We start from the raw sequence: 21,528 nt of genomic DNA on the forward strand, positions 1-21,528 counted from the left end.
TGCTGGCGACGTGGCGCCAGCAGGGACGCAATCCATACGAAGAGCTTCGTCGAGTCGTCAGCAGCAATGATATGATCTCACGGGCTCACGCTGTGCCGGCTGTCGAGACCTCGGGGTAAACACATACCAACCTTCTTTCACTCTTAGAACCTCGCAGAGTTGCGACGCCCCTTCCAGTTGACAACGCATTCAACCCCGCGTACGACTCTCTATACTATAGGGGGTCAGCCAGCCAACACCGCCAGCCCAAACAGTCAAATAACTAACCACCAATTCTAATCAACCACACGACACGAATTGGTGGTCATGTTTCTTACAATTTGGGCGCGCGGTCCCAGCGAAATGACCCCCAATGTAGTAGCTGAATAGTTACAGTGTGGATAGGGAGGGCGCGGCGGCTGCCGCGCTCGATTGTGTTCGGGCGACTGTTCGTCTGGATCGATGGTCTCGGTGTTCTGTGCTGTCGTGTGCACGTGTTAGCCGCGTGTGCTGGGTCAAGAGACCGAGACACGTGTGTGGGTGTGAGCATTGAGTGGCGTGTGAGCGGTTTCTGAGCTGCTGCTTCGTGTTACTGTCGGGGAGCACTGGCGGCGTGTGAGTGGTTGCTGTCGTTGACAGGGTCATTGGTGTCGGTCGTGACTGTGGCGACGTCGTCGTCTGCACCCCAGGCCGGGCTGGCGTGACACTGACCGTGGCTGCGGGCGGCGTGACACTGTCTCGAAGCCCAGCGGCGTCTGAGTGACCACCAACCCGCCACTTCTCAACGGAGGGTAAATCCCTCTATACCGGACACCATCTTTGGACGAGATCGGCCGATATACAACCCTGGCAAACGGGATTTACGCGCTTAGATCGCATGCCAGGGTGGTATATCGCCTTAGCTACCCTGGTTCGTTTCACGTCGATTCCGCGCCTGATGTCCGATCGCGGGATTTTGCATTGATTCTCGTAACGGTTCCTCGGGAGTCGTTGAGCTGCACGGCGTGTGAGCGAAGTCACAGTGACACTGAACGTCTCAGACTCTTGGGAGGTAAATCCTCCACCCACCCTACATCTAACACCCTCTTCGGACGAAAACGGCCGGTATAGACCCGCGCCAAACCAGCTTTACGCTCTTAAGTTGCTTGGCGCGGCTTCTAAAGCGCTTAGAACCCGCGCCACGATTAAACAACTCAACGGTTTGAGATGGGGTGGTGAAACGGGTTCTGCGTGGGGTTTCTGCACCCCCAGTTTCGTTTCTGCGCGGTATTCTGCGAGGGTGTTTGATTTCCGCGGGGGTGTTCTGCGAGTGGTTTTCAGACGCGCCCGCGGAATACCCCGCGAAAGCTTATACCGCCACGCGCAGAACCTCTAACCGAAGAATCATGCCACAAGCAGATATCACAGCGTTCGACACTGACGACGGTGACGGGGAGGGTGACACTGCGGGTGAGACCTTCGTCGCAGTCGTGACTGGGGCGACGTGGAGTGAGGTGGACGATTCGCTCCGCCAGGTCCTCGCAGCAACTCGCGTGATTGCGGACAGTGGGCTTGGTGCAGCGGAGCGTGACAAGTTTGTCAGGCGTGTTGTCAATCAAGAGGTGGACATCCCTGCATTGGTTCGCGGCGAGAACAACGGGCGTGTCGGTGTTGGCCGGTCAGCAGATAACGCCAAGATCGCCGGGGCAGTCGGGTACGTTACCAGTCACGACATCCCGCACTTCTTCGTTAACAACCTCGTCACTCTCGGTGAGTCACCGGGTGAGATTGCTGACCGGGTCAGGGAGTTGGTCGATGCTGGTGTTGAAGTGCATGTCGTCTCGCAAGGGTTCGACATCACTGAGGATAACGTTGACGCGGTACTGGGGGTGCTGGACGGGCTCGATGCCGCCGGACTGGAACTGCAGCGGCGATCGGATGTCCGTGACGTCCAGCGCTGGTTGCCTGAGACCGCGCAAGCTGGACGGCCGCCACTCGGGTATGAGAAGGTCGATGGTGAACTGGTTCCGGGTCCAAACATCGAGGACGTCCGCGCGGTGATCTCGATGCGACTGCATGAGGACATCAACAAGCGGCAGGCTGCGGACCGTCTCGGTGTGTCACCGCGGACGATCACTCGTGCTGAGGAGAATGCTGATCGGTACGGGCTTGAAGGGGAGGGTGACACTGAGGAGTGACGTGGGCGGGTCCGGGGGTGCCTGCCTCTCTCCCGCGGTGCTCAGAAGTTCTCTAACGCGTCTCTACGGTCTTCCACTGGAACCTGATCGTACTTCATCGTCGTTTTCGCCGACTTGTGCCGTAACTGGTCCTTCGTCGCTTTCAAATCCCGCTCTGCAGTCATCAGGGTGCCAACACTGTGTCGAACGGCGTACCACGTCAGACTTCGTCCGCCTGAGTCGATTCCTGCATCGTCGCACAGTCTGGACAGTAACCGGGAGAGTGACCGGGACCCGTACGCAGTTGCTTCTCTGGTTAACCAGAGTTCGTCACGATCGTCGTACATCGAGTCGTCGCTGCGTTCCTGCAGCCAGTGTTCGAGCGCGGTCGCCGTTCGACTCGTTAGACTGACGCGCCAGTTATCGACGTTCTTCGATGAGTCTTCGCGCGGGATTCTGAGTAGCATGTTCTGCGTATCAACCCACGCAGGTCGCGCTCGCGCGACTTCTACGGGTCGTAACCCGGCATCGAGGCTTGTGAGAACGATTGATGCGACGCGCCACCCGTCGCCCGTTTCGAGGGCTTCCTCGCGCACCAGGCGTCGCTCACGCCGGGTCAGGTAGTCACGCGGAGCATCGCCCCCGCCGGAACGGAATCGTTGTTCTCGGTCCCACTCGGCGACGTGAGACGTCCCTGATGCCCATCGGTAGTACCGCATCAAGGCCTCCTCCGTCTTGCCCTTCGTCGCGTTCGTGATGTCACGGTATGCGACGACGTCGTCCATGTACTCCGTCGCCTGCTCGGGTCGTGGCGGGACGGTGTATCGACCGTCTTCACCCCATGTCCATCGATCGAACCGGGCGGTCTTGTACGCGGTCTCGTACACGGTGTAATCTGAGTACCCTTCGCGCTTACCCGGGTTCTTCCCCTTCGACCGTAGCCATTCGATGAACTCGGCGCGGTGCTCGCGGTAGTCCACGAGCTGCTTATCGTTCAGTGCGTCACGGTTCGGTTCCGGGACTAATCGGATCTTCCGCCCGGACTCGATTCGAATGTCACAGCGTTCGTTTTGCTTGGCTGTCATGCTTGTGTGCACAAGCAAAACCACGGGACTGCGTGAGGATTGAGTGCGCGGGAGGAGATTTGAACTCCTGGACCCCTACGGGACAGCGTCCTAAGCGCTGCGCCGTTTCCTGGCTTGGCTACCCGCGCTCAGCCCGAATTTCACCCGAAGGCTGTAAGAACCTGTCGGGTTCAGACGGCAGGCGATTTATGTACGAGAACGCGCTACGACCGGGCATGTACAGCGCACGGGACCAGGTCGAGAACGAGGAGTGGCTGGCCGAGATGGAGGTCGCCGCCGACCGACTCGACCTGAGCGCCGACGCACGCTCGTACGCGGTGGACATGTTCCTCTCCTCGGTACCGGAGTCGGACCGCTCGAAAGGGCCGGCGATGGCGGCGAGCCTTTACGCCGGCGCGCTGGTGGCGAGCGAGGGGCGCAGCCAGACCGAGGTGGCCGAGGCTGCGGGCGTTTCACGGCTGTCGATTCAGCAACGGTGGAAGGACGTCCTCGAGTCGGCCGGATTGCAGCCGCCCAGCTGGTGAGCTACCGGGTGGCGTCGCGGCCGTCGCGCTCGGGCGTGAGGTTGCCGTGTTCGTCGATCTCGCCCTCGACGATGCGGGTGCTCGAGATGACCGCGCCGTCCTCGGCGTAGACGTGGTCGACGACCTCCACGGTGAGTGGCTCGTGGCCGCGTTCGCGCCTGACCTCGTTGACCAGCTCGCCGCCGTCGCGTGTCTCGGGCGAGACCACGAGGTAGTCGAACTGTGGTTCCGTAGCGATACCTGTCGGTTCGGTCAGCTCGCGCACCTCGAACTCGCGGTCGTGCTCCGCGGCGAGTTCGGTCAACTCCCGTTCGAGGGCCGCGGCTCGTTCGTCGTAGGGCCTGACGTATCGGTCGACGTTCCGGGTCTTCGGTGCGAGCTCGTCGCTCGTCAGGCCGACCGTCACGTCGCCGAGTTCGAACGCTCGCTCGAAGAGTGCACGGTGTCCATCGTGCACCGGGTCGAACGTCCCGCCCAGCGCGACTTCCATGCACGGCCAAAAGCCTGCCCGTGCAATAAAAGAGTCGAAAGCGTGGGTCGTCCGTCGGCGAGCGCTACTCCGATGTGGGCTGGCCGTCGTCTGCCGTGGAACCCTCGTCGGCGTCGTCCTCGTCCGCGTCGGAGACCTCCTCGACGGTTATCGTGACCGGCTCGGCAGTGCTGTCTTCGGTCCGGCGCTCGCCATCGAGCACCTTGTCGAGGTTGAAGACGGTGTTCAGTTCCTCCTGTACCTGTCCGACGACACCGCCGACGAGCTCGCTCGGCGCGATGGCCGTGTACTCGTAGGGGTTGTTGCCCGCGCCGGCGCTCTCGCGCTTCTCGCGGTGAACCTTCTCCTCGTCGTGCAGTTCGGCGAGTGCCTCCCGGACGGTGGAGGGATACAGGCCCGTCCCCTGGGCGATCTCCTCGCTCGTACTGCCTGGACGCTTCTGGAGGTAGACGTAGATCTTCGCGCGGGTCTCGGTGTCGAGTACCCACGAGAGGAGGTCGACGAGGCCCTGGTCGAACCCTTCGACGGCCCTGTCTCGTCTCGACCGGTCGTCGAAGTCCTCGAACTCGTCGTCGGTCACGTGCTCGTCGTGGTCTGTATCGTCAGAAGACATGTCCTCTACAGGAGGACACAAGCCTCGGAGTGGTAAAAACCCATTGCTCACAGCAGGAGGTCCCGACAGAGCGCGTCGAGGCCCTCCGATTCGAGGATGCGCCGCTGCCTGGTGGCTCCACTGTCGGCGTCGTACACGTCGCGGATGCCCGAGACGCCGAGTCGGTCGCACTCGCGGTCGACGACCTCGCCGAGGTCGACGGTGCCGCTTCCCTCGCGCTCGATGAACGAGGCGGCGTGGCCGTAGCGGAGCGCTCGCCACTTGTTCTCGTCGAGCACCTCGCGGCGCATGCAGCCGTCCGTGCCGTCGGGGGTCGCCAGGTCCTCGTAGCGCTCGGAGAGGTCGGTGACGAGTGCCTGGGTGTACTCGAGGAACGCGAGGACGACGTCGGCGTCGGCCTGTGCGTCCGGCGCTCGCACCTCGACGGTCCCGTGACCTGAGTGGGGCCGCACGTCGTGCCAGAGCTCGCCGCGGTCGTTAATCGAACCGCTGTCTATCATCCGGTTCTCGAAGCGCTGGTACGATTCGTAGTCCGCAAACGCGGTGGGCATCCCCGTGTTGGGCAGGCCTTCGAAGATCTTCGCGCGGGCCGAGGCGAGACCGGTGTCGTAGCCGTTCCAGTACGGCGAGTTCGCCGAGAGGGCGAGCATCACCGGGAGGTGCCAGCGCAGTCGGTTCGCTACCCAGACTGCTTTGTCGGGGTCGTCCACGCCGACGTGGACGTGCAGCCCGGCGGTCGTGTTTCGGTGCTGTGGGTACTGGATGCGTTCGAGCTGTGCGCGGTAGCGGTCCTTCTCTGCGTGTTCGAGCTCGCGCCACCGGGCGGCCGGATGCAGCCCCGCGGCCGCGACCCCGAAGTCGTGGTCGGCGGCGTACTCGACGAGCGCCTCCCGGACGGCGCGGACGTTCGCTCTCGCCTCCGCGAGATCCGCCGACTTCGGTGTCTGCGTCTCGATGACGGTCTTGAACAGCTCGTGGTCGAGTCGGTCGTCCAGTAGCTCCGGTCGCTCGCCCTCGTAGACCAGTTCGTCACTGCCAGAGACGGGGGAGCCCGCCTCGTCGACGACGAAGAACTCCTCTTCGACCCCGAGCGTCCCCTGCTCGGTGAACGCGTCGGGTGACCCTCGCTCCATCGGACATCTCTTCGAGGGGGCGCCTCAAAAGGCGTGCGGAGTCGGGCAGCTTCACCGCGGACGCGCGACGACGGCGAGGTGATCCTCGTGGAGCGGGTCCATCCGCTCCGTGGTGACGACCTCGTACTCGGTCTCGATGGTGTCGACGACGTGGCCGAACGTGACCTCGGTGGGGCCAGTCACGTCCTCGCTCCGTGCCTTGATGGTGGCGACGAGCCAGCCGTCGTCCGCGAGGAACTGCCGGTTCCGGCAGGCGACCTCGCCCTGCCCCCGTGTCGCCACGTCCTGGAACAGCACGTCGACACCCGACTCGACGACGTGGGCGTAGGTCTCCGGCTTGCGGGCGTCCTTCAGCAGCGGGAACAGGTTCGGTCGGCTCTCGGCGGCTCGCACGAGGTCCCGTGCCGGTCGGGGCGCGAACTCGACGGCGTAGGTCGGGCCGGCGAAGTCGGCGACGTGGCTCACCGTCGTCCCGCTCGCCGCACCGAGGTAGAGGACGGTGTCGCCGCCGGCGAACCCGGTCTCGACTCCACGCCCGAGCATCGCCCCGAGCTTCGAGCGGCCGGGGTCCCACGCCCGCCAGCCGTCCTGTACGGGCTCGCCGTACACCGGCTCGCCGCGGGTCGCGAGCCGCTGGTCGCCGTCGAACGTTCTGGGCTCGACGCCGTCCGGGAGGTGACTGTCGCCGCCGTCGGCGAGTGGCGTCGCGGTCATTCTTCGTCGCCCTCCTCGTCGTCCTCGGCCCGGGCGCGGATGGCCGCCATGCGCTCGTCCAGCTCGGCGTCGAGTTCCGGCTTGCGCTCGCCCGAGTAGTGGTCCACGCGGGCGGCGATTGTCAGCTTCCCGGCGACTGCGCGGGCAGCCGACCCGCGGTCAGCCGGTCGGGTCCCTCTGACGTACTCGTGAGTGTAGATGACGCCGTGTTTCGGCGACGACGCGTGGCCACGGAGATGTGCGAACAGCGCGTCCTCCGCGCCGAGCACCTGCACCGTCCCGCTGGGTTTTTTGGCCAGCGACTCCAGCCCGCCCGCGAGCGCGACGAGCCGGGCGGCGAGCACCGGCCCGGCCATCGCGGCGAGGTTCGGCGCGACCGTCGGTGCACGGGTCTCCACGTACGCCTCCAGGTCCTCCGCCTCATCGGCGAGATCGACCACGCGCTCGGCCAGCGACACCGCACGCTCCTCGTCGGGCGTCGTCGGCTCGCGGTCCGCGACCGTCCTCGCGAACTCGACACCGGCGCCGTCCTCGTCGAACAGCGCGCCGGCCCACTCGCTCAGCCGCTCCGCGAGCTCGTTGGCCGTCCGCATACAGTCGTCCATCGCGCGAACGGCGTGGACGAGCTGCTGGTCACCGGCGCGCTCGGCCTCGGTTGCCTCGCCCCGTGTCGCGGCGACGCAGGCCTCGTGGAGCGCCGTGTAGTACGCCTCCTCGTCGGGCGCGAAGCCAGACTCGACGGCCCGTGTGGGCCAGTCAGCCGGCGCGTCGGCACGGCCCTCGCGGACGTGCTCGGCCGCCGTGGCGGTGTCGCCGGCGTCGCAGCCAGCGAACCACCCGTCTCCTGTCATGGACACGTCTTCGCCGGCCAGACGAGTAAAGGCCACCGACTCGCCCCAGTCCTAGAACGTGATTAAACTGTCCGGTGGGCGGAATCAGTCACGGCGGAAAGCTTATGCCTGCAGACCCGTCTCCATTTGATACCGCATTCGGGCCACAACGCCCGACACAGACTATGAACAGCGCGAACGATACGACCACTGACGGCCCCCAAGCTATCGACACGAGATTCAGAGCACGCGAATCCGACGACGGCCGAGTCGAGATATTCGACTCGGAGAACGAGGACGCGTGGATTCGCTCTGACTACACACTCGAGGTAGCGGGACCGAACTGAGCACCTACGATTCTCCCTGCGACAGGACGTACCGCAACGTGAAGCCGGAGCGACGGCTGACGACGGCCAGCGGCTGTCCCGGCCCGGTCTGGAGCGTCACCGGACCCGTCAGTACGTCGGCCACACGACCGAGGGGGCCGTCGTACTCGTTGCGGACGGCCGGTCCGCTGACCTCCCCTGTCAGCGTCTCGCACGCCCGAAGCCTGCCGTCTTCGCGGAGTTCGAACTGCAACGACCCGTCGTCGACGACGAACGGGAACGTCGCCGCGCCGGCCGTCCGGCGGCCGTCCGCGATGCGGCGGAGCTGGTCGGCCTCCGTCTCGACGACCGTCGGGGCGGGCGTCCCATCGGCGAGGAGAAATCGCTCGTCCTCGGTGAACCGGTCCGGGAGCGTCAGCGATACGTCGGCTCCCAGCGCGGAGTCACGGACGCAGTCGATACGTGCAGTCGCGTCGCCGCTTCGGACGACCAGCCGCGACGCATAACCCGTTTCTGGGTCGCCGTCCATCCTGACCGAAATGTCCCCCTCGCCGCCGCCCACCCACGCCAGCCAGTCGCGGAGCTCGACGATGTCGAACACCGCAGTGACGGGAGTTTCCGCGACCGCGTCGAACGTGTCGAGCAACTCCGTCCGTGCCGTGCAGTACGCCGAGAGTGGGGCGTCTGCACTCCCCGCGGGCGTCCGGAGCGACGACCCGTCGACCCGCACCAACATCTCGTCGTAGTACGGTTCGGCGCTGTCCGGCGGCTCGACCGCCGCGAGCGAGAGCATTCGCTCGAACATCTGGGAGGGTGCGGTAAACTCGGCGAGCAACTCCTCGTCCATATCTGCGTGTGCGTTCGGACGACCAAAGCTCCGACGGTCGGTCCAGTCGGGGGAAAACGGCGGAGACGGACCGGTTACTCGAACTTCTCGAAGGGCTGCTCGCAGTCGTTGCAGTAGTGCATCGACCGGCAGAGCGACGGGCCCTTCGGGTGGTCGCGGACGGTGTTCTCGGAGCCGCAGTACGGGCACTCGGCTCCCTCCAGGTCGCCACTGGTCGTGACGGACGGGTCTGCGCGTCTCATATGCTGAGTCCGAAGTCGCGGAGGTCCTGTTCACCCTGCTCGGTCACCAGCTCGAGGTTCCACTCCGGCGACCAGACCAGCCGGAGGTCGGCGCGGTCGACGCCGTCGACGTCCTCGACGGCCTCCTGTATCTGGTCCTGAAGCATGTCCCGTGCGGGACAGCCCGAGTACGTCAGCGTCATGTCGATCGTGGCGACGGTGCCGTCGTCGGTGTCGTCGACGCTGACGCCGTAGATGAGCCCGAGGTCGACGATGGAGATCGGCATCTCCGGGTCCTCGATCTCGTACAGGGTGTCCCAGACGTCGCGCTCGACGCCTTCGGCTCCCTCGCCCGTCGCGGGCACGTCGTCGTACGCCTCGCCCTCGACGTACTCGGTGTACGCACAGGCCTCCCCGGCCGGCTCGACGCAGTCGTCGTCGACGGGGTCGACCGAGTCCGGGATGTCGGTGTCGTAGGCGTTACTCATCGTCGGGGTCCTTCATGATGCGTTCGGCGCTGGTGCGGCCGAGCTCCTGATACGTGTGCGTGAAGTCGTCGTGCAGGTCGAACCAGGCGTCGGTGTGGGACTGGTCGCGACCGGTGTGCTCGGGGAGCTCGAGCTGGCTGTGGTGGACGTCGTACTGTTCGGGTAGCTCGGCGTCGTCGACGCTGAGTCCGAGCGACTCGAGGAACGGGATGACCTCGTCGAGCCACTCCTCGCGCATGGTGACGAGCGGCTCGCTGCGGATCCCGAGCTCGTCGATGCGTTCCTCGACCGCCTCGTCGGTCGGGGCGAACAGCGTCAGTGCGTGCGGGAACAGCCGGTCGAGGGCGTCCTGCACACGGGCACGGCTCTCCTCTTCCTCACAGAGCCGTTCGAGCCAGTTCGCCGCGTGCTCGCGGTGGTAGTCCTCCTCGCCGAGGATCTTCCCGACGCGGTCGCGGATGCGCGGGTACGACGAGTCCTGCAGCGCGCGGAGCTGGATGTCCTCGGCCACGTCGTAGAGGTACGACCGGAGGACCGGATCCGCCCAGTCGCCCTCGTCGAACGGCAGCTCGGCCAGCGTGGAGTGGCGCCACTCCGACGGGTCGCGCTCCCAGATGAGTTCGGACTCCTCGGCTCCCCAGTCCTGGAGCAGGTCGTACCAGAGCCGGGCGTGACCCAGCTCGTCCTGCGCGATGTTCGAGAACGCGAGGTCGGACTCGAGGGTCGGAGCCTTGACCTGCCACTCGGTGTAGCGCTCGGCGACGACGAACTCGTCGTCTGCCAGCCGGAACAGCTGGTGCTGGACGGCCTCTCGCTCGTCGGCGGTCAGGTCATCGGGCTCGGAGAGCTCTTCGACGGCCGCCATCAGCTACCACCCTCTATCTGGGCCTTGCGCTCGCGTTCGGCCGATGCCTGTTCGCTCTCGGACTCCTCGACCTCCGAGGCGGCGGCCTCGAAGTTGTAGGTCATGGCCCACCGGTAGGACTTGTCGGTCGTGCCGCCGAAGGCCGCGTCCTCGGTGTCGACCTCGCCGATCTCCTTCTGCGGGGTGACCCACAGGCTGTTCGTGGGCTTGCGACGGCCGTGCTGGACCTCGGCGAACAGCAGGGCCATCTCCCGGTCCGGTGCGTGGACGTTCCCACAGTGCTTGTGGTAATCGCCCGACTTCTCCTGTCTGAACACTTCCCAGATCATGGTCTCAGTCTGCCGCCTGCGGCTGGCTGGAACCGTAGAGCCGGTTCTCGTGGCTGTCGAGCGATTCGCGGACCCACTCGACGGCGTCCTGAGCCGCCTTCCGGCCGTTGATCTGGCCGACGCCGGGCTCGTAGTCGTTCTTCGCGATGGTGAAGAACTCGTCCCAGTCGAGGTCCTCCTCGACGACCTCGTAGGTGCCGTCGTCGTTCTTCGAGATGCGCGGCTCCTCGGGAATCTCGAGGCCGTACTTCTCGGCCTTCGGGATGTACGCGTTGAGGAACGCTGTCCGGAGGTCGTCGTTGCTCATCTGCTTGAGCCCGACCTCGCTGGCGAAGCCGTGGTGGGTCGACTTCTCGTTGGTGGGGCCGAAGAACTGGATGATGCGCGGCCACCACTCATCGAATGCCTCCTGGGTCATCTCCTGCTCCTTCTTCGAGCCGGTCATCAGCTCGTAGAGGATGGCCTCACCGTGCTTGACGTGGAAGCCCTCCTCGAAGCAGACCTTGTCCATCGCGTGGGCGTACGGCTCCCACGACGTGGACTTGAGCGTCGCCTGCCGGCGCATCGCCGCGCCGTCGACGAAGAACGCGATCATCGGCGTCTCGACGTAGCTGTCCATCGGGTAGTGGAAGCAGTTGAGGAACTTCCCCTTGCCCTCGGCGAGCTCGTCGAGCATCTCGTCACGCGTCTTGATGCCCAGGCTCTCGGCGGCCCGGTAGAGGAGCTGCCCGTGCCCGATCTCGTCCTGCACCTTCGCGCTGAACGCGAGCTTGCGGTCCAGACTCGGTGCCTGGCGGATGAACGGCTTCTCCAGGTACGCGCCCATGATCTCGGAGTTCGCGTGGAACTGGATCATCCGGGTCGCCGCCTTCCTGTACTTCTCCGGCATCTCGTCCTTCGGACTGAACTCCCGCGGTCCTGCCCGCTGTTTGACCTCCTCGATATCCATGATAGTTCATCCCAATTTTCGGAGCCCAACGACTAACAGGTTAACCCGTCCATGTGTGGGGTTTATATACTGGCCGCGGCAAGGTGTTCGGCTCGACGACAACACCATAGGTCCACACCGTGAACGCAGTCTCATGATAGAGGAGTGCCTCGTCGTCGAGTTCGCGGTAACCGGTGACGACTGTCCACTCGCGACCGCGACGCGCGAGACGGACACCACCCTCGAGGCGAAGCCACCACAGCGTCGTGCCGACGGCAACGCGCTCCTCCAGTTCACCGGCGACCCCGCCATCGCGCCGGTGCTCGACGCGGACGAACGCATCCGGTACCTCCACGCTTCGTCGACCGACGAGCGGGTCAACTACCGCTGTCTCTCCAAGCATCCCTGCGTCGTCCACCAGCTGACGGACGCGGGGTTCATGGCGGAGGCACTGAGCTACGCCGACGGCGTCGAGACGTACACCGGCGCGGTCGTCGGGTACGACGTGCTCGAAGGCGTGCTCGAGGCAGCCGGGGAGGCCGTCGGTGTCACCCTCGAGCGCATCTACCCGCTCGGGAGCGAGGACGACGAAGCCGTCGCGCGCCGGTGGGGGTTCACGCCCGCACAGGAGGAGGCGCTGCGGCTCGCCGACGAGATGGGCTACTTCGAGGTACCGCGGCGGGCCGATGCCGGCGACGTTGCGACAGAACTCGGCATCGGCAAGTCGGCGTTCCTCGAACGACTCCGCCGGGGACAGGCCGCACTCATGGCGCAGGTGTTCGACTAACCGAACCGCAGCGGGTGGTTACCCGGCGGTCGACCCGCTTAGCCCGAAGGTGAACCCCGCACCGCCAGTTGCGCTCTCCTCGGCGACGACCGACCAGCTGTGAGCCCGGGCGATGCGCTCGACGATGGCGAGCCCGAACCCGAGCAGGCCCAGCGTCGAGCCGCACGCACCGATGAACTGGACCACCAGCCAGGCGCGCTTGGCGACGAGATCGGTCGTGAGGAGCCAGAACACGTCGCCGACGGCCTAGATTGCGATGCTGAACGTCAGGGCGACGAACATCCGAACGACCGGTCGGTCGAGCAGGTGCGTCCGACCGACGCGCACGTAGACGAACAGCCCCAACGACAGGAGCGTCGAGAAGACGAACGGGATGATGTAGACGGTGAGTTGCCATTCCATACAGCAGGACTGAGGGAGGAGCGGGCCTGGATACGCTTTACTCTAATCGGCAAGCTCCGACCTACGAGAGAGCCGGACGACCGGGGAAGCATCACCCAGTCTTGTAGACGCCGCGGGCGTCCGCGATCAGCGTGTCGTCTTCGGCGGTGAACACGTCGACGTCGACGGTGCCAACGTCGCCACCACAGCGGACCACGTCCGCCTCCGCGTACAGGTCGCCCGTCCCGGCGTCGAGGTAGTCGATGCGCATGTCGATGGTCGGCACCGGCTGGTCGACCAGCGAGACGAGCGCCGCTCCACCCACGGTGTCCGCGAGGGTGAACGTCACGCCGCCGTGGGCCATCAACTGGTCCGCGTTCCAGGACAGCCCCTCGCGCATCTCCAGTTGTCCCTCGGCGTGTCCGTCGGCAGCTTCGGTCACTTCGACACCCAGGAGGTCGGCGAACGGCATCTCCTCGAAGAACGATTCGATGTCCATGCCCGGCCCTGCTCGGTGCATCCTCTTAACCCTTCAGGAAGGCCACGGTCGCGGCGTCGATTCCGTTGGCTGTTGCCACCGACGAGTCCGGCTCCGGATGGTCCCATACTCTAATCTATTAGGGTGCGGTTCGACGTGGCACTTATAGATTAGAGTCAAACGTTACCTACCTTGCCTCCCAAGAGTTACTTGGCGAATTGCAGCGACGTGCTGTCGCCACCCCCCATACCCCCCCAACCCCCCTTCCTTGAACCACCACCCCCGAGAGAGTTCCATCGCCGGCGGTCAGTCGCCGACGACAGCTAGTGACGTCGATATCGCTCCCCGTCTACTCCGGCCGTTCAGCTTCGTACCGCTCCACGAGCGACACGACTCCGTAGACGAACGGGGTGTCGACCACTGCGACGAGCACCTTGAAGACGTACTGCCCGACCATCAGGGCGAGGATGACCGACACAGGAAGGCCACCACCAACACCGAACACTTTGGGTGCGACGTAGAACGCGACCGAGACGAAGATGACCGTGTCGATGGCCTGACTCGTCGCCGTCGAGAGGATGTTGCGCAGCCACAGCGACTCGCCGTCGGTCGCCGCACGGAGCCGGTGGAATACGAAGACGTCCCAGTTCTGGCTCACGATGTACGCGAGCAGCGAGCCAGCCACGATGTTCGTGCTCGCGCCGAGGACCGTCTCGAACGTGTCGGCGGCGACGGCGCTGTTACCGGCCACGGGCGAGGCGATGGTGCTCCAGACGAGCACGAGGACGACGAAGTTCATCGCGAAGCCGACGTTGACCATCGCGGTCGCCGCGCGACGCCCGTACAGCTCCGAGTAGCAGTCGCTCGCGAAGAACGTCAGCGCGTACGCCAGCGCCGCGCCGGGCAGGACCAGCGTGTCACCGGTGTGCGGGAGCGAGAGTGGAATCCCGAACGCGAGGAGTTTGCTCGCCGTGACCTGTGCCGTCGCCAGCGCCGTGACGAACAGCCCCACGAGTGCGATCTGTCCGACGTCCGCTGCGTCGCCCTTCCGGATCGGGTCGGTCATGTCTACCGAGCGAACTCTCGCGACTCGTTTGAGGATTCTGGTTCGCGACCGTCGTCCGCGGAACCTCGATAGCCGCCGGGAGACACCTCAACCGTCGGCAGACGGTCGGTCCGGAACGGACTCCGTAGCAGCTTCGACGGCCCGGATGGCGTCGGCTCCCGCTCTCCGGCCGACGAGCGCGACGAACGCCTCACCGTCGAATCCCATCGCGTGCACGGTCACGTCTGCGAGCGCGAGCCGGTCGAGGGCGGCCGCGGCGAAGCCGGCATCGACCGCGCCGGTCGCGAGCACTGCCGTCCAGTCCCCGTCCGCAGTCGGGCCGTATCCCGCGTCGTTTACGCGAAGGAGTAGGTCGTCTTCCCCGTCGTCGCTCCCCGTATCGCCGTTGTCGACGCGGCCCAGCCCGCGCTGCATCGTCACCCGGACGGGCGGGGAGGAGGGCGCGTAGTCGGGGAGCGATTCGGCGTATCGGCGAAGGGCGGTCGCGACCGCCTCCGGCTCCCCCTCGACGTCGACGAACCGCGCCGCCGCGGCGTAGTTGACGACGCCGGCGCGAAGCGCGTCGACGAGGAACGGATGTGCCGCCGCTGCCTCTCGTGTCCGTGCCGCGAGCGTCATACCCTTCATCCCGTCCGCGCCCCCGATAAGCACCCCGGTCCTCGGGACGGGGCCCGTCCGCTCCCGAGGTGAGGCGTCGACCTACACCGGTTTTTCCGACCCGGAACACGACGGACAGTTTTTACGTGAACGGACGAGAACCCGGTTGCAGTGACCGAGGACCCGGCGCTCTCGGACGTCGTCGCGCTGCTCGACGACGAGTACGCCCGCGCGATCCTCGAAGCCACCAGCGAGGGGCCGAAGTCGGCCAAGGAGCTGAGCGAGGAGTGCGACGCCTCGCTGCCGACGGTGTACCGACGGACCGAGTCCCTGCAGGAGTGTGGCCTGTTGCGCGAGGAGACACGTCTCCAGGACGACGGCAATCACTACAGCGTCTACCTCGCCACGCTGGAGCGGTTCTCGGTCGAACTCACGGAGGGCGAATTCGACATGGAACTACAGCGAACCGAACAGGACGTCGCGGACACGTTCACCGACATGTGGCACAGACTCTGACCATGCTCGGGCTCACACTCATCGGCGACCCGGTGCAGGCGCTGGTCGTTGCACTCGCAGCGCTCTCGACGATCATCGGCCTGGTCATCGGCTACCAGGCGTACCGGGGCTTCCGCCGACACGACAGCCGCCCGATGCAGCTGCTCTCCATCGGCCTGCTGCTGCTGACGGCCGTGACCTACAGCATCTCTTTCGGCGGGAGTATCCTCCTCCGGGAGGGAATCCTGCCGCTCGCGTACCAGCAGGCCCACACCGTGCTGGTCCGCGTCACCCAGCTCGCCGGGTTGAGCTGTATCCTCTACTCGCTGTACTCCCGGTAGCGACCGACCCCTCCGTGACCCGCGGTCCGTGCGGCAGACTCTCCGAGTTCCTTTAAGTGCTTCTCGTCACAAGGGCTCATAGTGAGCGGAGACGGGCTCCGACGACACCAACCTCGGAGCCCCGCCTTTCTATACACTGGAGCCGCAACGAGGAGTCGAATGACCGACTCCGCAGTCCCACCGGCGGCCGACCCACGGTCGTCAGAACCGCCCGAACGCCGGGACCCACGCGACGTCCACGCCGGCCCCGGCGACGGCTCGCTCGGCCGCATCGACGCGGTGAAAGACGAACGGGTTCGCCGCTGGGACGTCGTCACCCCGAGCGCCACGCTCATCGGCCGCCCCCGTCACGCACACGAGGACGTGAGCGAGAGCCTCCGGCGGCTCCACGACGAGCAACACCCGGCGATGGCCGGCCACAGCGAGCGGATGCACCGACTGGAGAAGGTCCGTATCACCCACGCCTTCTGCAACAACCTCGCGCTGACACCCTGGGAGCGCGACCGGGCGCTCGGCATCATGGCGGAGCTGGACCTCACCGCGTTCGGCAGCCAGCGCGCCATCCAGCGGGTCGCACTCGTCGTCATCCGCCACGTCGTCGACGAGGAACGGAAGCGCCGCCTCGGGCTCCACGACGACGAGTGGGTGAGCGAGCGTTCGCCAGACGAGCTCGCCGCGCTGTCCGAGCAGTTCGAGTCGCTCACCGACGACGGCCAGTTCCGGCTGCTGCTGGACGAACACGGGCTCGACGTGACCGCCGTGAACCGGCTCACCCGCACCCTCAGGGACCAGCTCGACGAGCAGGACCTCGCGGACGCCGTGTTCGGCCGCTCGCCCTACCGCGACCCGAGCCTGCCGCCCATCCGCACCGACCCGCCTGCCCAGGACGGCGAGTCCGCCTGATTCTCGGTCTCAGATCTCGTCGACCCCAGCCGCTGTGAGCACCTGGGATTGCTGGCCCACGCGGATACCCGCACTCTCAGGCTCCCCGTCGACGCTCACCATCGGGCTGGAGAACCCCTGCCTCCGACCGCCAGGACCCTGAAGTGCCGCCGGCACCGCCCAGGAGTCCACGTCGTCGAACGCGAAGATGAACGGTGTCCCCGATGGGTCGGAGGGCGTCGGCTGTCCAGCGAGCCGCATACAGTCCGGGTCGGGACTGTCGTTCGGCCTGGCGTCCGTCGTGCTCGCGCCATCGGCACCACCACTGCCATCGGTCTGTGACGTGGCGCTCCCATCCGCGGTCTACGTTCCGTCTGCATCGTCGCCAGCCTCGCCAGCGGCGGCGGAAGCGTTTTGCAGGCGTGCACCGACCCACTCACCATGGACAGCTTTCCAGCGCTCGACCCCGACGACGGAGAGGTCCTCGACGCGGAGGTCGTCGTGACCGACGACGTGCTCGTGAAGGCGTTCGCGCTCGGCCCGGGTGCGGAGCTGTCGCCACACGAGCACGCCGACTCGACGAACGTCTTCCACGTGCTGGCGGGCACGGTCACGGTGGTTCGCGGCGACGCGGAGGCTGTCGTCGAAGCGCCCGGTGTCGTCCAGCACGACCGCGGCGTCGTCCACGGTGCACGCAACGAGACCGACGAGCGGGCCGTGTTCACGGCGAGCCTGTGTCCGATGCCGGGCTCCGGCTGACCGGCCAGAACGAATACGCTGCGGATTCGTGCCGACGATGCTCCCTCAGCACGGGGCGACCACCCCCACCGGGAACGCGGCGTTCGTCTCCCTGCTCCAGTTCACCGACGACGAGACGACCGTGCGGCCGGATTCGGTGGAGTTCGAAGAGAAACTCGGCCACGAGAGGAGTGATTCGACCGTGGTCGGGTTCATGGTGTCTGAAGTCGACGAGACAGTAGACGGCCTTCAGCTCGTCAGTCGTCCGTTGTTTGGCGGTTTGCTACCCGCTATTAGTGATTGCCAAAACTTTTTGTATCGCTTACCGAGGATACGGACGCCCGCATGAAGAAACCAGAATTGTACCGCGCGACAACGCTCTGGTTCGTTGCCCTGATTGCGGTCCAGACCGCTCCCACTGGTCTCGATGGCCCGATAATCACCGCCCATGCCATTGCGACCGTACTCGTGTACCTCATGCCGCTGTATGTGGTAGTTTCGTTGTTCAGCAGATGGCTTTCAGTTGCTCTCTCTGATTGATTCTCTCAGTACCGGACAACGGACGTGCCCAACGAGGCGTACGGCCTGCTCGGCATCTACGCCGGTGAGAAACGCGACCGTCGTATGGTCTCGGTGACCCTGGCGTGTACACCATCGACGAACTTGACCAGCGCTCCGGCCTGAAGAACACCCTGACGAGCATTCGGACACTCTCGTTGACCACCTCGGAGCCAACCGAGAAGAGGTGACCAACCAGTACGGGCGCCGGTAACTGCCCACCACTCCGAATGGGAGGTTGCCACACCACCGAGCGTACAAGCCGCCGGTACCGCTGACCCGCCCGTGCATTCTTGCGGCAGACTGTCTCAACGACCGAGTGATAGACGACTATGAGGCGGCTCAATACAGCGAGAAGGCGAAGACGCGTCGCTATCTTGCGATTTTAATCCGTGGAAGAACCGGGATGGGGACGGAGGGATTTGAACCCCCGATCGACTGATATCTCCGGTGTGCGCCTCGGAACTCCAGAGGGTCGTCGTCGCGAGCCGATGATCAGTCGGTCGCTCGGTATATCAGTCTGGAGTCTCGTCCCGGGCGCGTGGCCTCTGGAGTCAGTCGCCATGCCTGGCTTGGCCACGTCCCCGCAGGTGCTTCGTTTGGCGGTTCTCACTAAAGGGGTTTCGATTCGGACCCTAGTCGCGGTCGTCGTCGGCCCAGTCGCAGTCCTGGCACTTGTGGCCGGTGACGAGTTCGGTGACGCTCGGCATGTAGACGACTTCGAGGACGTCACCGCCGCAGTCGGGGCACTGTCGGTCGGCGTCGGCGATGGGTTCGGCTTCCATGACGGACTCGCCTTCGACGAGTTCGGCGAGTTTCTTCGGGGTGACCATCCGCCCCTGGACGACGCGGTTGTCGGACATGAACGAACAGGACGCCCGAACGCAGGTAAGCGCTCCGGTCAGTCGGCGGCGTCGGCGTGCGGAGTCGAGTCGGCGGTTGACTGGTCCGGGCGGTCGTCGGCGCAGCCGGGTTCGAGCGCGAACAGCGCGGCGACACCGACGACGGCGAGGGGTGCGGTACCGACATCGAGGCCGAGGATGGAGAGGGCGAGGAGGCCGAGGGCGACGGCGCTGCCGAAGCGGAAGCGGTCGATGTCCATGCGACGGCGGAGGTGTGGGCCCGCGACGGCGACGGCGAGGGCGAACCCGGCGCCGACGGCCGCGGCGGCGGCGGCGGCGGCGACCAGTCGCGGGTCGAGCACGACCTCGAACTGGGGGTTCGAGAGGTCGAGGCTGACGAGGAGGCCGAGGCCGACGACGACTGCGGGGCGCGGCAGGTACTCGCCGATGCGCGCGGAGGCGGTCTTGGCAGCGACGGCGAGGACGACCAGCGCGGCGGCGCGTTCGAACGTGTGGATGTCGAGGACGCTCTCGATGGTCGGTGCGAGCGTGGCTTCGACGGTCGCGAGTGCGACGAGGCCGACACCGACGGCGGCGACGGTGGTGACGATCTCTCGGTGCGAGCCGTCCATCTCTGCGAGGACCACGGCAACGGTCGCGCTGCCACCGAAGACGAGCAGACCGACCTGCACGATGTCCAGCGGCCCGTCGAGGGCGCCCGCGAGGACCAGCGCCGGGAAGATGCCATCGACGAGCGGGAGGCCCATCACGGTCGCGAGCAGCTTCGCGTCGCCGCCGACGAGCGACTGGAGTCTGCCGGCGACGGGGTGCGTAGCCGCGCTCATTCCGCAGGGGCCCTCGTGGTGGAAGTCGTCACTGCGGTACGCTGAGCGGCACCGGCTGTCCCGACCCTGCGCGGCGCGCGCTCGTTCCCTGCGAGTTTCGTCACGGGCCGCATCGAGGTTGCTGTCACGGGGAGGAACGGAAACGAGCACCCGGCGTGGTCGCTGTGCTCGGCACCGATGCGTGCTCCGTCCGTCGTGACGGCGGTCATACACCGCACTCGGGACGTGAAGGTAATAAGAATTCTGTGTCAACGGCATCCATGGCCGAACTATCGTCGGCTATTGCTGGCAGATGGCTACGATGTTTCGCCCGGTGCGGGGGAAATCCGTGTGGTTCTCACTAACGCATTCCCTCGTGTCGGATGGGCGAACCAGCCCGGGGCGGGCGGGTGTGGGACCGCGCGCCACGGGGCGACGGTCTCGGAACGTTTTTGTGCGAATCGTGCGGACCGCTTATATGGCGAAAGACGCTCCACGCAGCGGTCAGTTCTCGGCCAAACTCGATGTCCCAGAGGCGTTGACGTTCGACGACGTCCTGCTCCGACCGAAGGAGAGCCGCGTCGAACCCGACGACACAGACCTCGCATCGCGGGTCTCGAAGCACGTCGAGATTCCGGTACCGGTGCTATCGGCAGCGATGGACACCGTCACCGAGGCGGGGATGGGAATCGCGATGGCACGGCACGGCGGTCTCGGCGTCATCCACCGCAACCTCGACGTCGACGAGATGGCCGCACACGTCGAGCGCGTCAAGCGCGCGGACGAACTCATCATCCGTGACGTTGTGACCGCGAAGCCGGAGCAGACGGTCCGCGAGGTCGACGAGATGATGGACCACGAGGGAGTCAACGGCGCACCCGTCGTCAGCGACGACGGCGTCGTGCTGGGCATCATCTCCGGGACGGACATCCGCCCGTATCTGGAGGTCGGCGAACAGGACAGCGTCCGCGAGGCGATGACCGAGGAGGTCATCACCGCCGAGAAGGGCACCACGGCGCGGGAGGCGCTCGAGCTGATGTACGAGCACAAGATCGAGCGGGTTCCCATCGTCGGCGACGACGACCAGCTCATCGGCCTCGTGACGATGCAGGGTATCCTCCAGCGGCGCGAGTACGACAACGCGGCACGCGACGAGGACGGCCGTCTCATCGCCGGCGCCGCCGTCGGGCCGTTCGAGGTCGACCGTGCGATAGCCGCGGACGAGGCCGGCGCGGACGTGCTGTTCATCGACTGCGCGCACGCCCACAACCGCAACGTCGTGGACAGCGCCCGTGAGATCAAGGCGGAGGTCGGGGCCGACGTCGTCGTCGGGAACATCGGGACCCGCGAGGCCGCAGAGGCTCTCGTCGACTTCGCCGACGGCCTGAAGGTCGGCATCGGGCCGGGCTCCATCTGTACGACGCGGGTCGTTTCCGGCGCAGGAATGCCCCAGATTTCCGCGGTCGCACAGGTCGCGGATGTCGCGGCCGAGCACGACGTGCCCGTCATCGCGGACGGCGGTATCCGCTACTCCGGCGACGCGATCAAGGCCATCGCGGCCGGTGCGGACGCGGTGATGCTCGGCTCGTACTTCGCCGGAACCGACGAGGCACCGGGACGAGTCGTCACCATGCAGGGCAAGAAGTACAAGCAGTACCGCGGCATGGGCAGCGTCGGTGCGATGCAGTCCGGCGACAGCCAGCGGTACCTCAAGGAGGACAACGAGGACGAGGAGTACGTCCCCGAGGGCGTCGAGGCCGCGACCCCGTACAAAGGTAGCCTGAAGTCCGAACTCCACCAGCTCGTCGGGGGGATGCAGTCCGGAATGGGCTACGTCGGCGCCGGCACCATCCCCGACTTCAAGGAGCGCGCCGAGTTCGTCCGCGTCTCCTCGGCGGGGCAGACCGAGAGCCACGCCCACGACGTGCTCATCACCGACGAGGCACCGAACTACTCGCCGGACGGGAACTGACCGCTCTCTGGCCCTCGTGCTTTTTAACGTTCGAATCCA

31 protein-coding genes and 2 tRNA genes are annotated in these 21,528 nt (G+C 65.9%); 10 read left to right on the forward strand and 23 right to left on the reverse strand.

Going from position 1 to position 21,528, the window contains the following annotated elements; all coding sequences use genetic code 11:
• The first annotated feature begins 1,364 nt into the window (after positions 1-1,364).
• On the forward strand, positions 1,365-2,156 hold the full coding sequence (locus NO978_RS00005; RefSeq protein ID WP_257297447.1) for a helix-turn-helix domain-containing protein: 792 nt from the start codon (positions 1,365-1,367) through the stop codon (positions 2,154-2,156).
• A 41-nt stretch (positions 2,157-2,197) separates the two neighbouring features.
• Here NO978_RS00005 and NO978_RS00010 read toward each other — a convergent pair whose 3' ends face one another.
• Both NO978_RS00010 and NO978_RS00015 read right to left on the reverse strand, forming a co-directional pair.
• The gene (locus NO978_RS00010; protein ID WP_257297448.1) at positions 2,198-3,220 is read right to left on the reverse strand and encodes a site-specific integrase; all 1,023 of its coding nucleotides are present in this window, start codon (positions 3,218-3,220) and stop codon (positions 2,198-2,200) included.
• Positions 3,221-3,264: 44 nt separating this feature from the next.
• Positions 3,265-3,348 (reverse strand) — tRNA-Leu (locus NO978_RS00015).
• Positions 3,349-3,435: 87 nt separating this feature from the next.
• Here NO978_RS00015 and NO978_RS00020 point away from each other — a divergent pair.
• A complete protein-coding gene (locus tag NO978_RS00020) occupies positions 3,436-3,744 on the forward strand; it encodes a transcription initiation factor IIB family protein (protein ID WP_257297449.1) in 309 nt (102 codons plus the stop codon).
• Between the two features lies 1 nt (position 3,745).
• On the opposite strand, the gene NO978_RS00025 is transcribed toward NO978_RS00020, so the two are convergent.
• The 11 genes from NO978_RS00025 to paaA all read right to left on the reverse strand — a co-directional run bounded on the left by NO978_RS00025 (position 3,746) and on the right by paaA (position 11,549).
• Positions 3,746-4,234, reverse strand: coding sequence for a phosphopantetheine adenylyltransferase (locus tag NO978_RS00025; protein ID WP_257297450.1), 489 nt, complete (start codon positions 4,232-4,234; stop codon positions 3,746-3,748).
• A gap of 64 nt (positions 4,235-4,298) precedes the next feature.
• On the reverse strand, positions 4,299-4,847 hold the full coding sequence (locus NO978_RS00030; protein WP_257297451.1) for a winged helix-turn-helix domain-containing protein: 549 nt from the start codon (positions 4,845-4,847) through the stop codon (positions 4,299-4,301).
• Positions 4,848-4,894: 47 nt separating this feature from the next.
• Positions 4,895-5,980: a glutamate--cysteine ligase gene (locus NO978_RS00035; protein WP_257297452.1), complete on the reverse strand. Its 1,086-nt coding sequence runs from the start codon at positions 5,978-5,980 to the stop codon at positions 4,895-4,897.
• Between the two features lie 51 nt (positions 5,981-6,031).
• On the reverse strand, positions 6,032-6,694 hold the full coding sequence (locus NO978_RS00040; RefSeq protein WP_257297453.1) for a fibrillarin-like rRNA/tRNA 2'-O-methyltransferase: 663 nt from the start codon (positions 6,692-6,694) through the stop codon (positions 6,032-6,034).
• Complete coding sequence (locus NO978_RS00045; RefSeq protein WP_257297454.1) at positions 6,691-7,545, reverse strand: NOP5/NOP56 family protein; 855 nt, start codon at positions 7,543-7,545, stop codon at positions 6,691-6,693. The genes NO978_RS00040 and NO978_RS00045 overlap by 4 nt, the downstream gene beginning before the upstream one ends.
• Positions 7,546-7,875: 330 nt before the next feature.
• A complete protein-coding gene (locus NO978_RS00050) occupies positions 7,876-8,697 on the reverse strand; it encodes a hypothetical protein (RefSeq protein ID WP_257297455.1) in 822 nt (273 codons plus the stop codon).
• 74 nt (positions 8,698-8,771) lie between these two features.
• Positions 8,772-8,939 carry a 1,2-phenylacetyl-CoA epoxidase subunit PaaE gene (paaE, locus tag NO978_RS00055; RefSeq protein ID WP_256299971.1) on the reverse strand — a complete coding sequence of 56 codons (168 nt, stop codon included), beginning with the start codon at positions 8,937-8,939 and terminating at the stop codon, positions 8,772-8,774.
• On the reverse strand, positions 8,936-9,406 hold the full coding sequence (paaD, locus tag NO978_RS00060) for a 1,2-phenylacetyl-CoA epoxidase subunit PaaD (RefSeq protein ID WP_257297457.1): 471 nt from the start codon (positions 9,404-9,406) through the stop codon (positions 8,936-8,938). Before paaD ends, paaE begins: the two co-directional genes overlap by 4 nt.
• A complete protein-coding gene (gene paaC / locus NO978_RS00065; RefSeq protein WP_257297458.1) occupies positions 9,399-10,271 on the reverse strand; it encodes a 1,2-phenylacetyl-CoA epoxidase subunit PaaC in 873 nt (290 codons plus the stop codon). Before paaC ends, paaD begins: the two co-directional genes overlap by 8 nt.
• A complete protein-coding gene (gene paaB / locus NO978_RS00070; protein ID WP_257297459.1) occupies positions 10,271-10,600 on the reverse strand; it encodes a 1,2-phenylacetyl-CoA epoxidase subunit PaaB in 330 nt (109 codons plus the stop codon). Before paaB ends, paaC begins: the two co-directional genes overlap by 1 nt.
• Positions 10,601-10,604: 4 nt before the next feature.
• Positions 10,605-11,549, reverse strand: coding sequence for a 1,2-phenylacetyl-CoA epoxidase subunit PaaA (gene paaA, locus NO978_RS00075; protein WP_257297460.1), 945 nt, complete (start codon positions 11,547-11,549; stop codon positions 10,605-10,607).
• Between the two features lie 133 nt (positions 11,550-11,682).
• On the opposite strand from paaA, the gene NO978_RS00080 reads away from it, so the two are divergent.
• Entirely contained in the window at positions 11,683-12,315 is a 633-nt protein-coding gene (locus NO978_RS00080; protein ID WP_257297461.1) for a helix-turn-helix domain-containing protein, read from the forward strand.
• A gap of 18 nt (positions 12,316-12,333) precedes the next feature.
• Here NO978_RS00080 and NO978_RS00085 read toward each other — a convergent pair whose 3' ends face one another.
• The 5 genes from NO978_RS00085 to NO978_RS00105 all read right to left on the reverse strand — a co-directional run bounded on the left by NO978_RS00085 (position 12,334) and on the right by NO978_RS00105 (position 14,858).
• Positions 12,334-12,549, reverse strand: coding sequence for a hypothetical protein (locus NO978_RS00085; RefSeq protein ID WP_257297462.1), 216 nt, complete (start codon positions 12,547-12,549; stop codon positions 12,334-12,336).
• 12 nt (positions 12,550-12,561) lie between these two features.
• Positions 12,562-12,717, reverse strand: coding sequence for a hypothetical protein (locus tag NO978_RS00090; protein WP_257297463.1), 156 nt, complete (start codon positions 12,715-12,717; stop codon positions 12,562-12,564).
• Between the two features lie 91 nt (positions 12,718-12,808).
• Entirely contained in the window at positions 12,809-13,195 is a 387-nt protein-coding gene (locus tag NO978_RS00095) for a PaaI family thioesterase (protein ID WP_257297464.1), read from the reverse strand.
• Between the two features lie 328 nt (positions 13,196-13,523).
• Entirely contained in the window at positions 13,524-14,228 is a 705-nt protein-coding gene (locus NO978_RS00100) for a queuosine precursor transporter (RefSeq protein ID WP_369684087.1), read from the reverse strand.
• 99 nt (positions 14,229-14,327) lie between these two features.
• A complete protein-coding gene (locus tag NO978_RS00105; RefSeq protein WP_257297466.1) occupies positions 14,328-14,858 on the reverse strand; it encodes a hypothetical protein in 531 nt (176 codons plus the stop codon).
• Positions 14,859-15,008: 150 nt separating this feature from the next.
• Here NO978_RS00105 and NO978_RS00110 point away from each other — a divergent pair, with 150 nt between their 5' ends.
• The 3 genes from NO978_RS00110 (at position 15,009) to NO978_RS00120 (ending at position 16,576) form a co-directional block, all read left to right on the forward strand.
• Positions 15,009-15,353 carry a winged helix-turn-helix domain-containing protein gene (locus tag NO978_RS00110; RefSeq protein WP_257297467.1) on the forward strand — a complete coding sequence of 115 codons (345 nt, stop codon included), beginning with the start codon at positions 15,009-15,011 and terminating at the stop codon, positions 15,351-15,353.
• A 2-nt stretch (positions 15,354-15,355) separates the two neighbouring features.
• Entirely contained in the window at positions 15,356-15,673 is a 318-nt protein-coding gene (locus NO978_RS00115) for a hypothetical protein (RefSeq protein ID WP_257297468.1), read from the forward strand.
• A gap of 159 nt (positions 15,674-15,832) precedes the next feature.
• The gene (locus tag NO978_RS00120; protein ID WP_257297469.1) at positions 15,833-16,576 is read left to right on the forward strand and encodes a DNA-directed RNA polymerase subunit epsilon; all 744 of its coding nucleotides are present in this window, start codon (positions 15,833-15,835) and stop codon (positions 16,574-16,576) included.
• A gap of 9 nt (positions 16,577-16,585) precedes the next feature.
• Here the strand turns inward: NO978_RS00120 and NO978_RS00125 are convergent, their stop codons facing one another.
• Positions 16,586-16,816 carry a hypothetical protein gene (locus tag NO978_RS00125; protein WP_257297470.1) on the reverse strand — a complete coding sequence of 77 codons (231 nt, stop codon included), beginning with the start codon at positions 16,814-16,816 and terminating at the stop codon, positions 16,586-16,588.
• Between the two features lie 180 nt (positions 16,817-16,996).
• Here NO978_RS00125 and NO978_RS00130 point away from each other — a divergent pair, with 180 nt between their 5' ends.
• Genes NO978_RS00130 through NO978_RS00140 form a run of 3 tightly spaced genes read left to right on the forward strand, consistent with a single transcriptional unit; the run spans position 16,997 to position 17,833 of the window.
• Positions 16,997-17,314, forward strand: coding sequence for a cupin domain-containing protein (locus NO978_RS00130; protein ID WP_257297471.1), 318 nt, complete (start codon positions 16,997-16,999; stop codon positions 17,312-17,314).
• 28 nt (positions 17,315-17,342) lie between these two features.
• On the forward strand, positions 17,343-17,642 hold the full coding sequence (locus tag NO978_RS00135) for a hypothetical protein (RefSeq protein WP_257297472.1): 300 nt from the start codon (positions 17,343-17,345) through the stop codon (positions 17,640-17,642).
• A complete protein-coding gene (locus NO978_RS00140) occupies positions 17,639-17,833 on the forward strand; it encodes a hypothetical protein (protein WP_257297473.1) in 195 nt (64 codons plus the stop codon). The genes NO978_RS00135 and NO978_RS00140 overlap by 4 nt, the downstream gene beginning before the upstream one ends.
• A gap of 425 nt (positions 17,834-18,258) precedes the next feature.
• Here the strand turns inward: NO978_RS00140 and NO978_RS00145 are convergent.
• The 4 genes from NO978_RS00145 to NO978_RS00160 all read right to left on the reverse strand — a co-directional run bounded on the left by NO978_RS00145 (position 18,259) and on the right by NO978_RS00160 (position 19,747).
• A tRNA-Trp gene (locus NO978_RS00145) sits at positions 18,259-18,437 on the reverse strand.
• A 49-nt stretch (positions 18,438-18,486) separates the two neighbouring features.
• Positions 18,487-18,714: a DUF5795 family protein gene (locus tag NO978_RS00150; RefSeq protein WP_257297474.1), complete on the reverse strand. Its 228-nt coding sequence runs from the start codon at positions 18,712-18,714 to the stop codon at positions 18,487-18,489.
• Positions 18,715-18,752: 38 nt separating this feature from the next.
• A complete protein-coding gene (locus NO978_RS00155) occupies positions 18,753-19,538 on the reverse strand; it encodes a DUF5794 domain-containing protein (RefSeq protein WP_257297475.1) in 786 nt (261 codons plus the stop codon).
• Positions 19,535-19,747: a hypothetical protein gene (locus NO978_RS00160; protein WP_257297476.1), complete on the reverse strand. Its 213-nt coding sequence runs from the start codon at positions 19,745-19,747 to the stop codon at positions 19,535-19,537. The genes NO978_RS00155 and NO978_RS00160 overlap by 4 nt, the downstream gene beginning before the upstream one ends.
• Before the next feature lie 248 nt (positions 19,748-19,995).
• Between NO978_RS00160 and guaB the strand changes: the two genes are divergently transcribed.
• On the forward strand, positions 19,996-21,489 hold the full coding sequence (guaB, locus tag NO978_RS00165) for an IMP dehydrogenase (RefSeq protein WP_257297477.1): 1,494 nt from the start codon (positions 19,996-19,998) through the stop codon (positions 21,487-21,489).
• Positions 21,490-21,528: the final 39 nt, after the last annotated feature.

It is taken from the genome of Haloarchaeobius sp. FL176 (assembly GCF_024609245.1).
Taxonomy (GTDB): Archaea; Halobacteriota; Halobacteria; order Halobacteriales; family Natrialbaceae; genus Haloarchaeobius.

Excerpts from the sequence above, each read along its gene's own strand:
- paaB (WP_257297459.1), bottom strand. The coding sequence starts at position 10,600 with ATGATCTGGGAAGTGTTCAGACAGGAGAAGTCGGGCGATTACCACAAG.
- NO978_RS00125 (WP_257297470.1), bottom strand. The coding sequence starts at position 16,816 with ATGCGGCTCGCTGGACAGCCGACGCCCTCCGACCCATCGGGGACACCG.
- NO978_RS00045 (WP_257297454.1), bottom strand. The coding sequence starts at position 7,545 with ATGACAGGAGACGGGTGGTTCGCTGGCTGCGACGCCGGCGACACCGCC.
- paaE (WP_256299971.1), bottom strand. The coding sequence starts at position 8,939 with ATGAGACGCGCAGACCCGTCCGTCACGACCAGTGGCGACCTGGAGGGA.
- paaC (WP_257297458.1), bottom strand. The coding sequence starts at position 10,271 with ATGGCGGCCGTCGAAGAGCTCTCCGAGCCCGATGACCTGACCGCCGAC.
- NO978_RS00105 (WP_257297466.1), bottom strand. The coding sequence starts at position 14,858 with ATGACGCTCGCGGCACGGACACGAGAGGCAGCGGCGGCACATCCGTTC.
- NO978_RS00115 (WP_257297468.1), top strand. The coding sequence starts at position 15,356 with ATGCTCGGGCTCACACTCATCGGCGACCCGGTGCAGGCGCTGGTCGTT.
- guaB (WP_257297477.1), top strand. The coding sequence starts at position 19,996 with ATGGCGAAAGACGCTCCACGCAGCGGTCAGTTCTCGGCCAAACTCGAT.
- NO978_RS00160 (WP_257297476.1), bottom strand. The coding sequence starts at position 19,747 with ATGACCGCCGTCACGACGGACGGAGCACGCATCGGTGCCGAGCACAGC.
- NO978_RS00080 (WP_257297461.1), top strand. The coding sequence starts at position 11,683 with ATGATAGAGGAGTGCCTCGTCGTCGAGTTCGCGGTAACCGGTGACGAC.
- NO978_RS00010 (WP_257297448.1), bottom strand. The coding sequence starts at position 3,220 with ATGACAGCCAAGCAAAACGAACGCTGTGACATTCGAATCGAGTCCGGG.
- NO978_RS00020 (WP_257297449.1), top strand. The coding sequence starts at position 3,436 with ATGTACAGCGCACGGGACCAGGTCGAGAACGAGGAGTGGCTGGCCGAG.
- NO978_RS00050 (WP_257297455.1), bottom strand. The coding sequence starts at position 8,697 with ATGGACGAGGAGTTGCTCGCCGAGTTTACCGCACCCTCCCAGATGTTC.
- NO978_RS00005 (WP_257297447.1), top strand. The coding sequence starts at position 1,365 with ATGCCACAAGCAGATATCACAGCGTTCGACACTGACGACGGTGACGGG.
- NO978_RS00025 (WP_257297450.1), bottom strand. The coding sequence starts at position 4,234 with ATGGAAGTCGCGCTGGGCGGGACGTTCGACCCGGTGCACGATGGACAC.
- NO978_RS00155 (WP_257297475.1), bottom strand. The coding sequence starts at position 19,538 with ATGAGCGCGGCTACGCACCCCGTCGCCGGCAGACTCCAGTCGCTCGTC.
- NO978_RS00030 (WP_257297451.1), bottom strand. The coding sequence starts at position 4,847 with ATGTCTTCTGACGATACAGACCACGACGAGCACGTGACCGACGACGAG.
- NO978_RS00040 (WP_257297453.1), bottom strand. The coding sequence starts at position 6,694 with ATGACCGCGACGCCACTCGCCGACGGCGGCGACAGTCACCTCCCGGAC.
- NO978_RS00120 (WP_257297469.1), top strand. The coding sequence starts at position 15,833 with ATGACCGACTCCGCAGTCCCACCGGCGGCCGACCCACGGTCGTCAGAA.
- paaD (WP_257297457.1), bottom strand. The coding sequence starts at position 9,406 with ATGAGTAACGCCTACGACACCGACATCCCGGACTCGGTCGACCCCGTC.
- NO978_RS00130 (WP_257297471.1), top strand. The coding sequence starts at position 16,997 with ATGGACAGCTTTCCAGCGCTCGACCCCGACGACGGAGAGGTCCTCGAC.
- NO978_RS00150 (WP_257297474.1), bottom strand. The coding sequence starts at position 18,714 with ATGTCCGACAACCGCGTCGTCCAGGGGCGGATGGTCACCCCGAAGAAA.
- NO978_RS00035 (WP_257297452.1), bottom strand. The coding sequence starts at position 5,980 with ATGGAGCGAGGGTCACCCGACGCGTTCACCGAGCAGGGGACGCTCGGG.
- NO978_RS00095 (WP_257297464.1), bottom strand. The coding sequence starts at position 13,195 with ATGGACATCGAATCGTTCTTCGAGGAGATGCCGTTCGCCGACCTCCTG.
- NO978_RS00140 (WP_257297473.1), top strand. The coding sequence starts at position 17,639 with ATGAAGAAACCAGAATTGTACCGCGCGACAACGCTCTGGTTCGTTGCC.
- NO978_RS00090 (WP_257297463.1), bottom strand. The coding sequence starts at position 12,717 with ATGGAATGGCAACTCACCGTCTACATCATCCCGTTCGTCTTCTCGACG.
- paaA (WP_257297460.1), bottom strand. The coding sequence starts at position 11,549 with ATGGATATCGAGGAGGTCAAACAGCGGGCAGGACCGCGGGAGTTCAGT.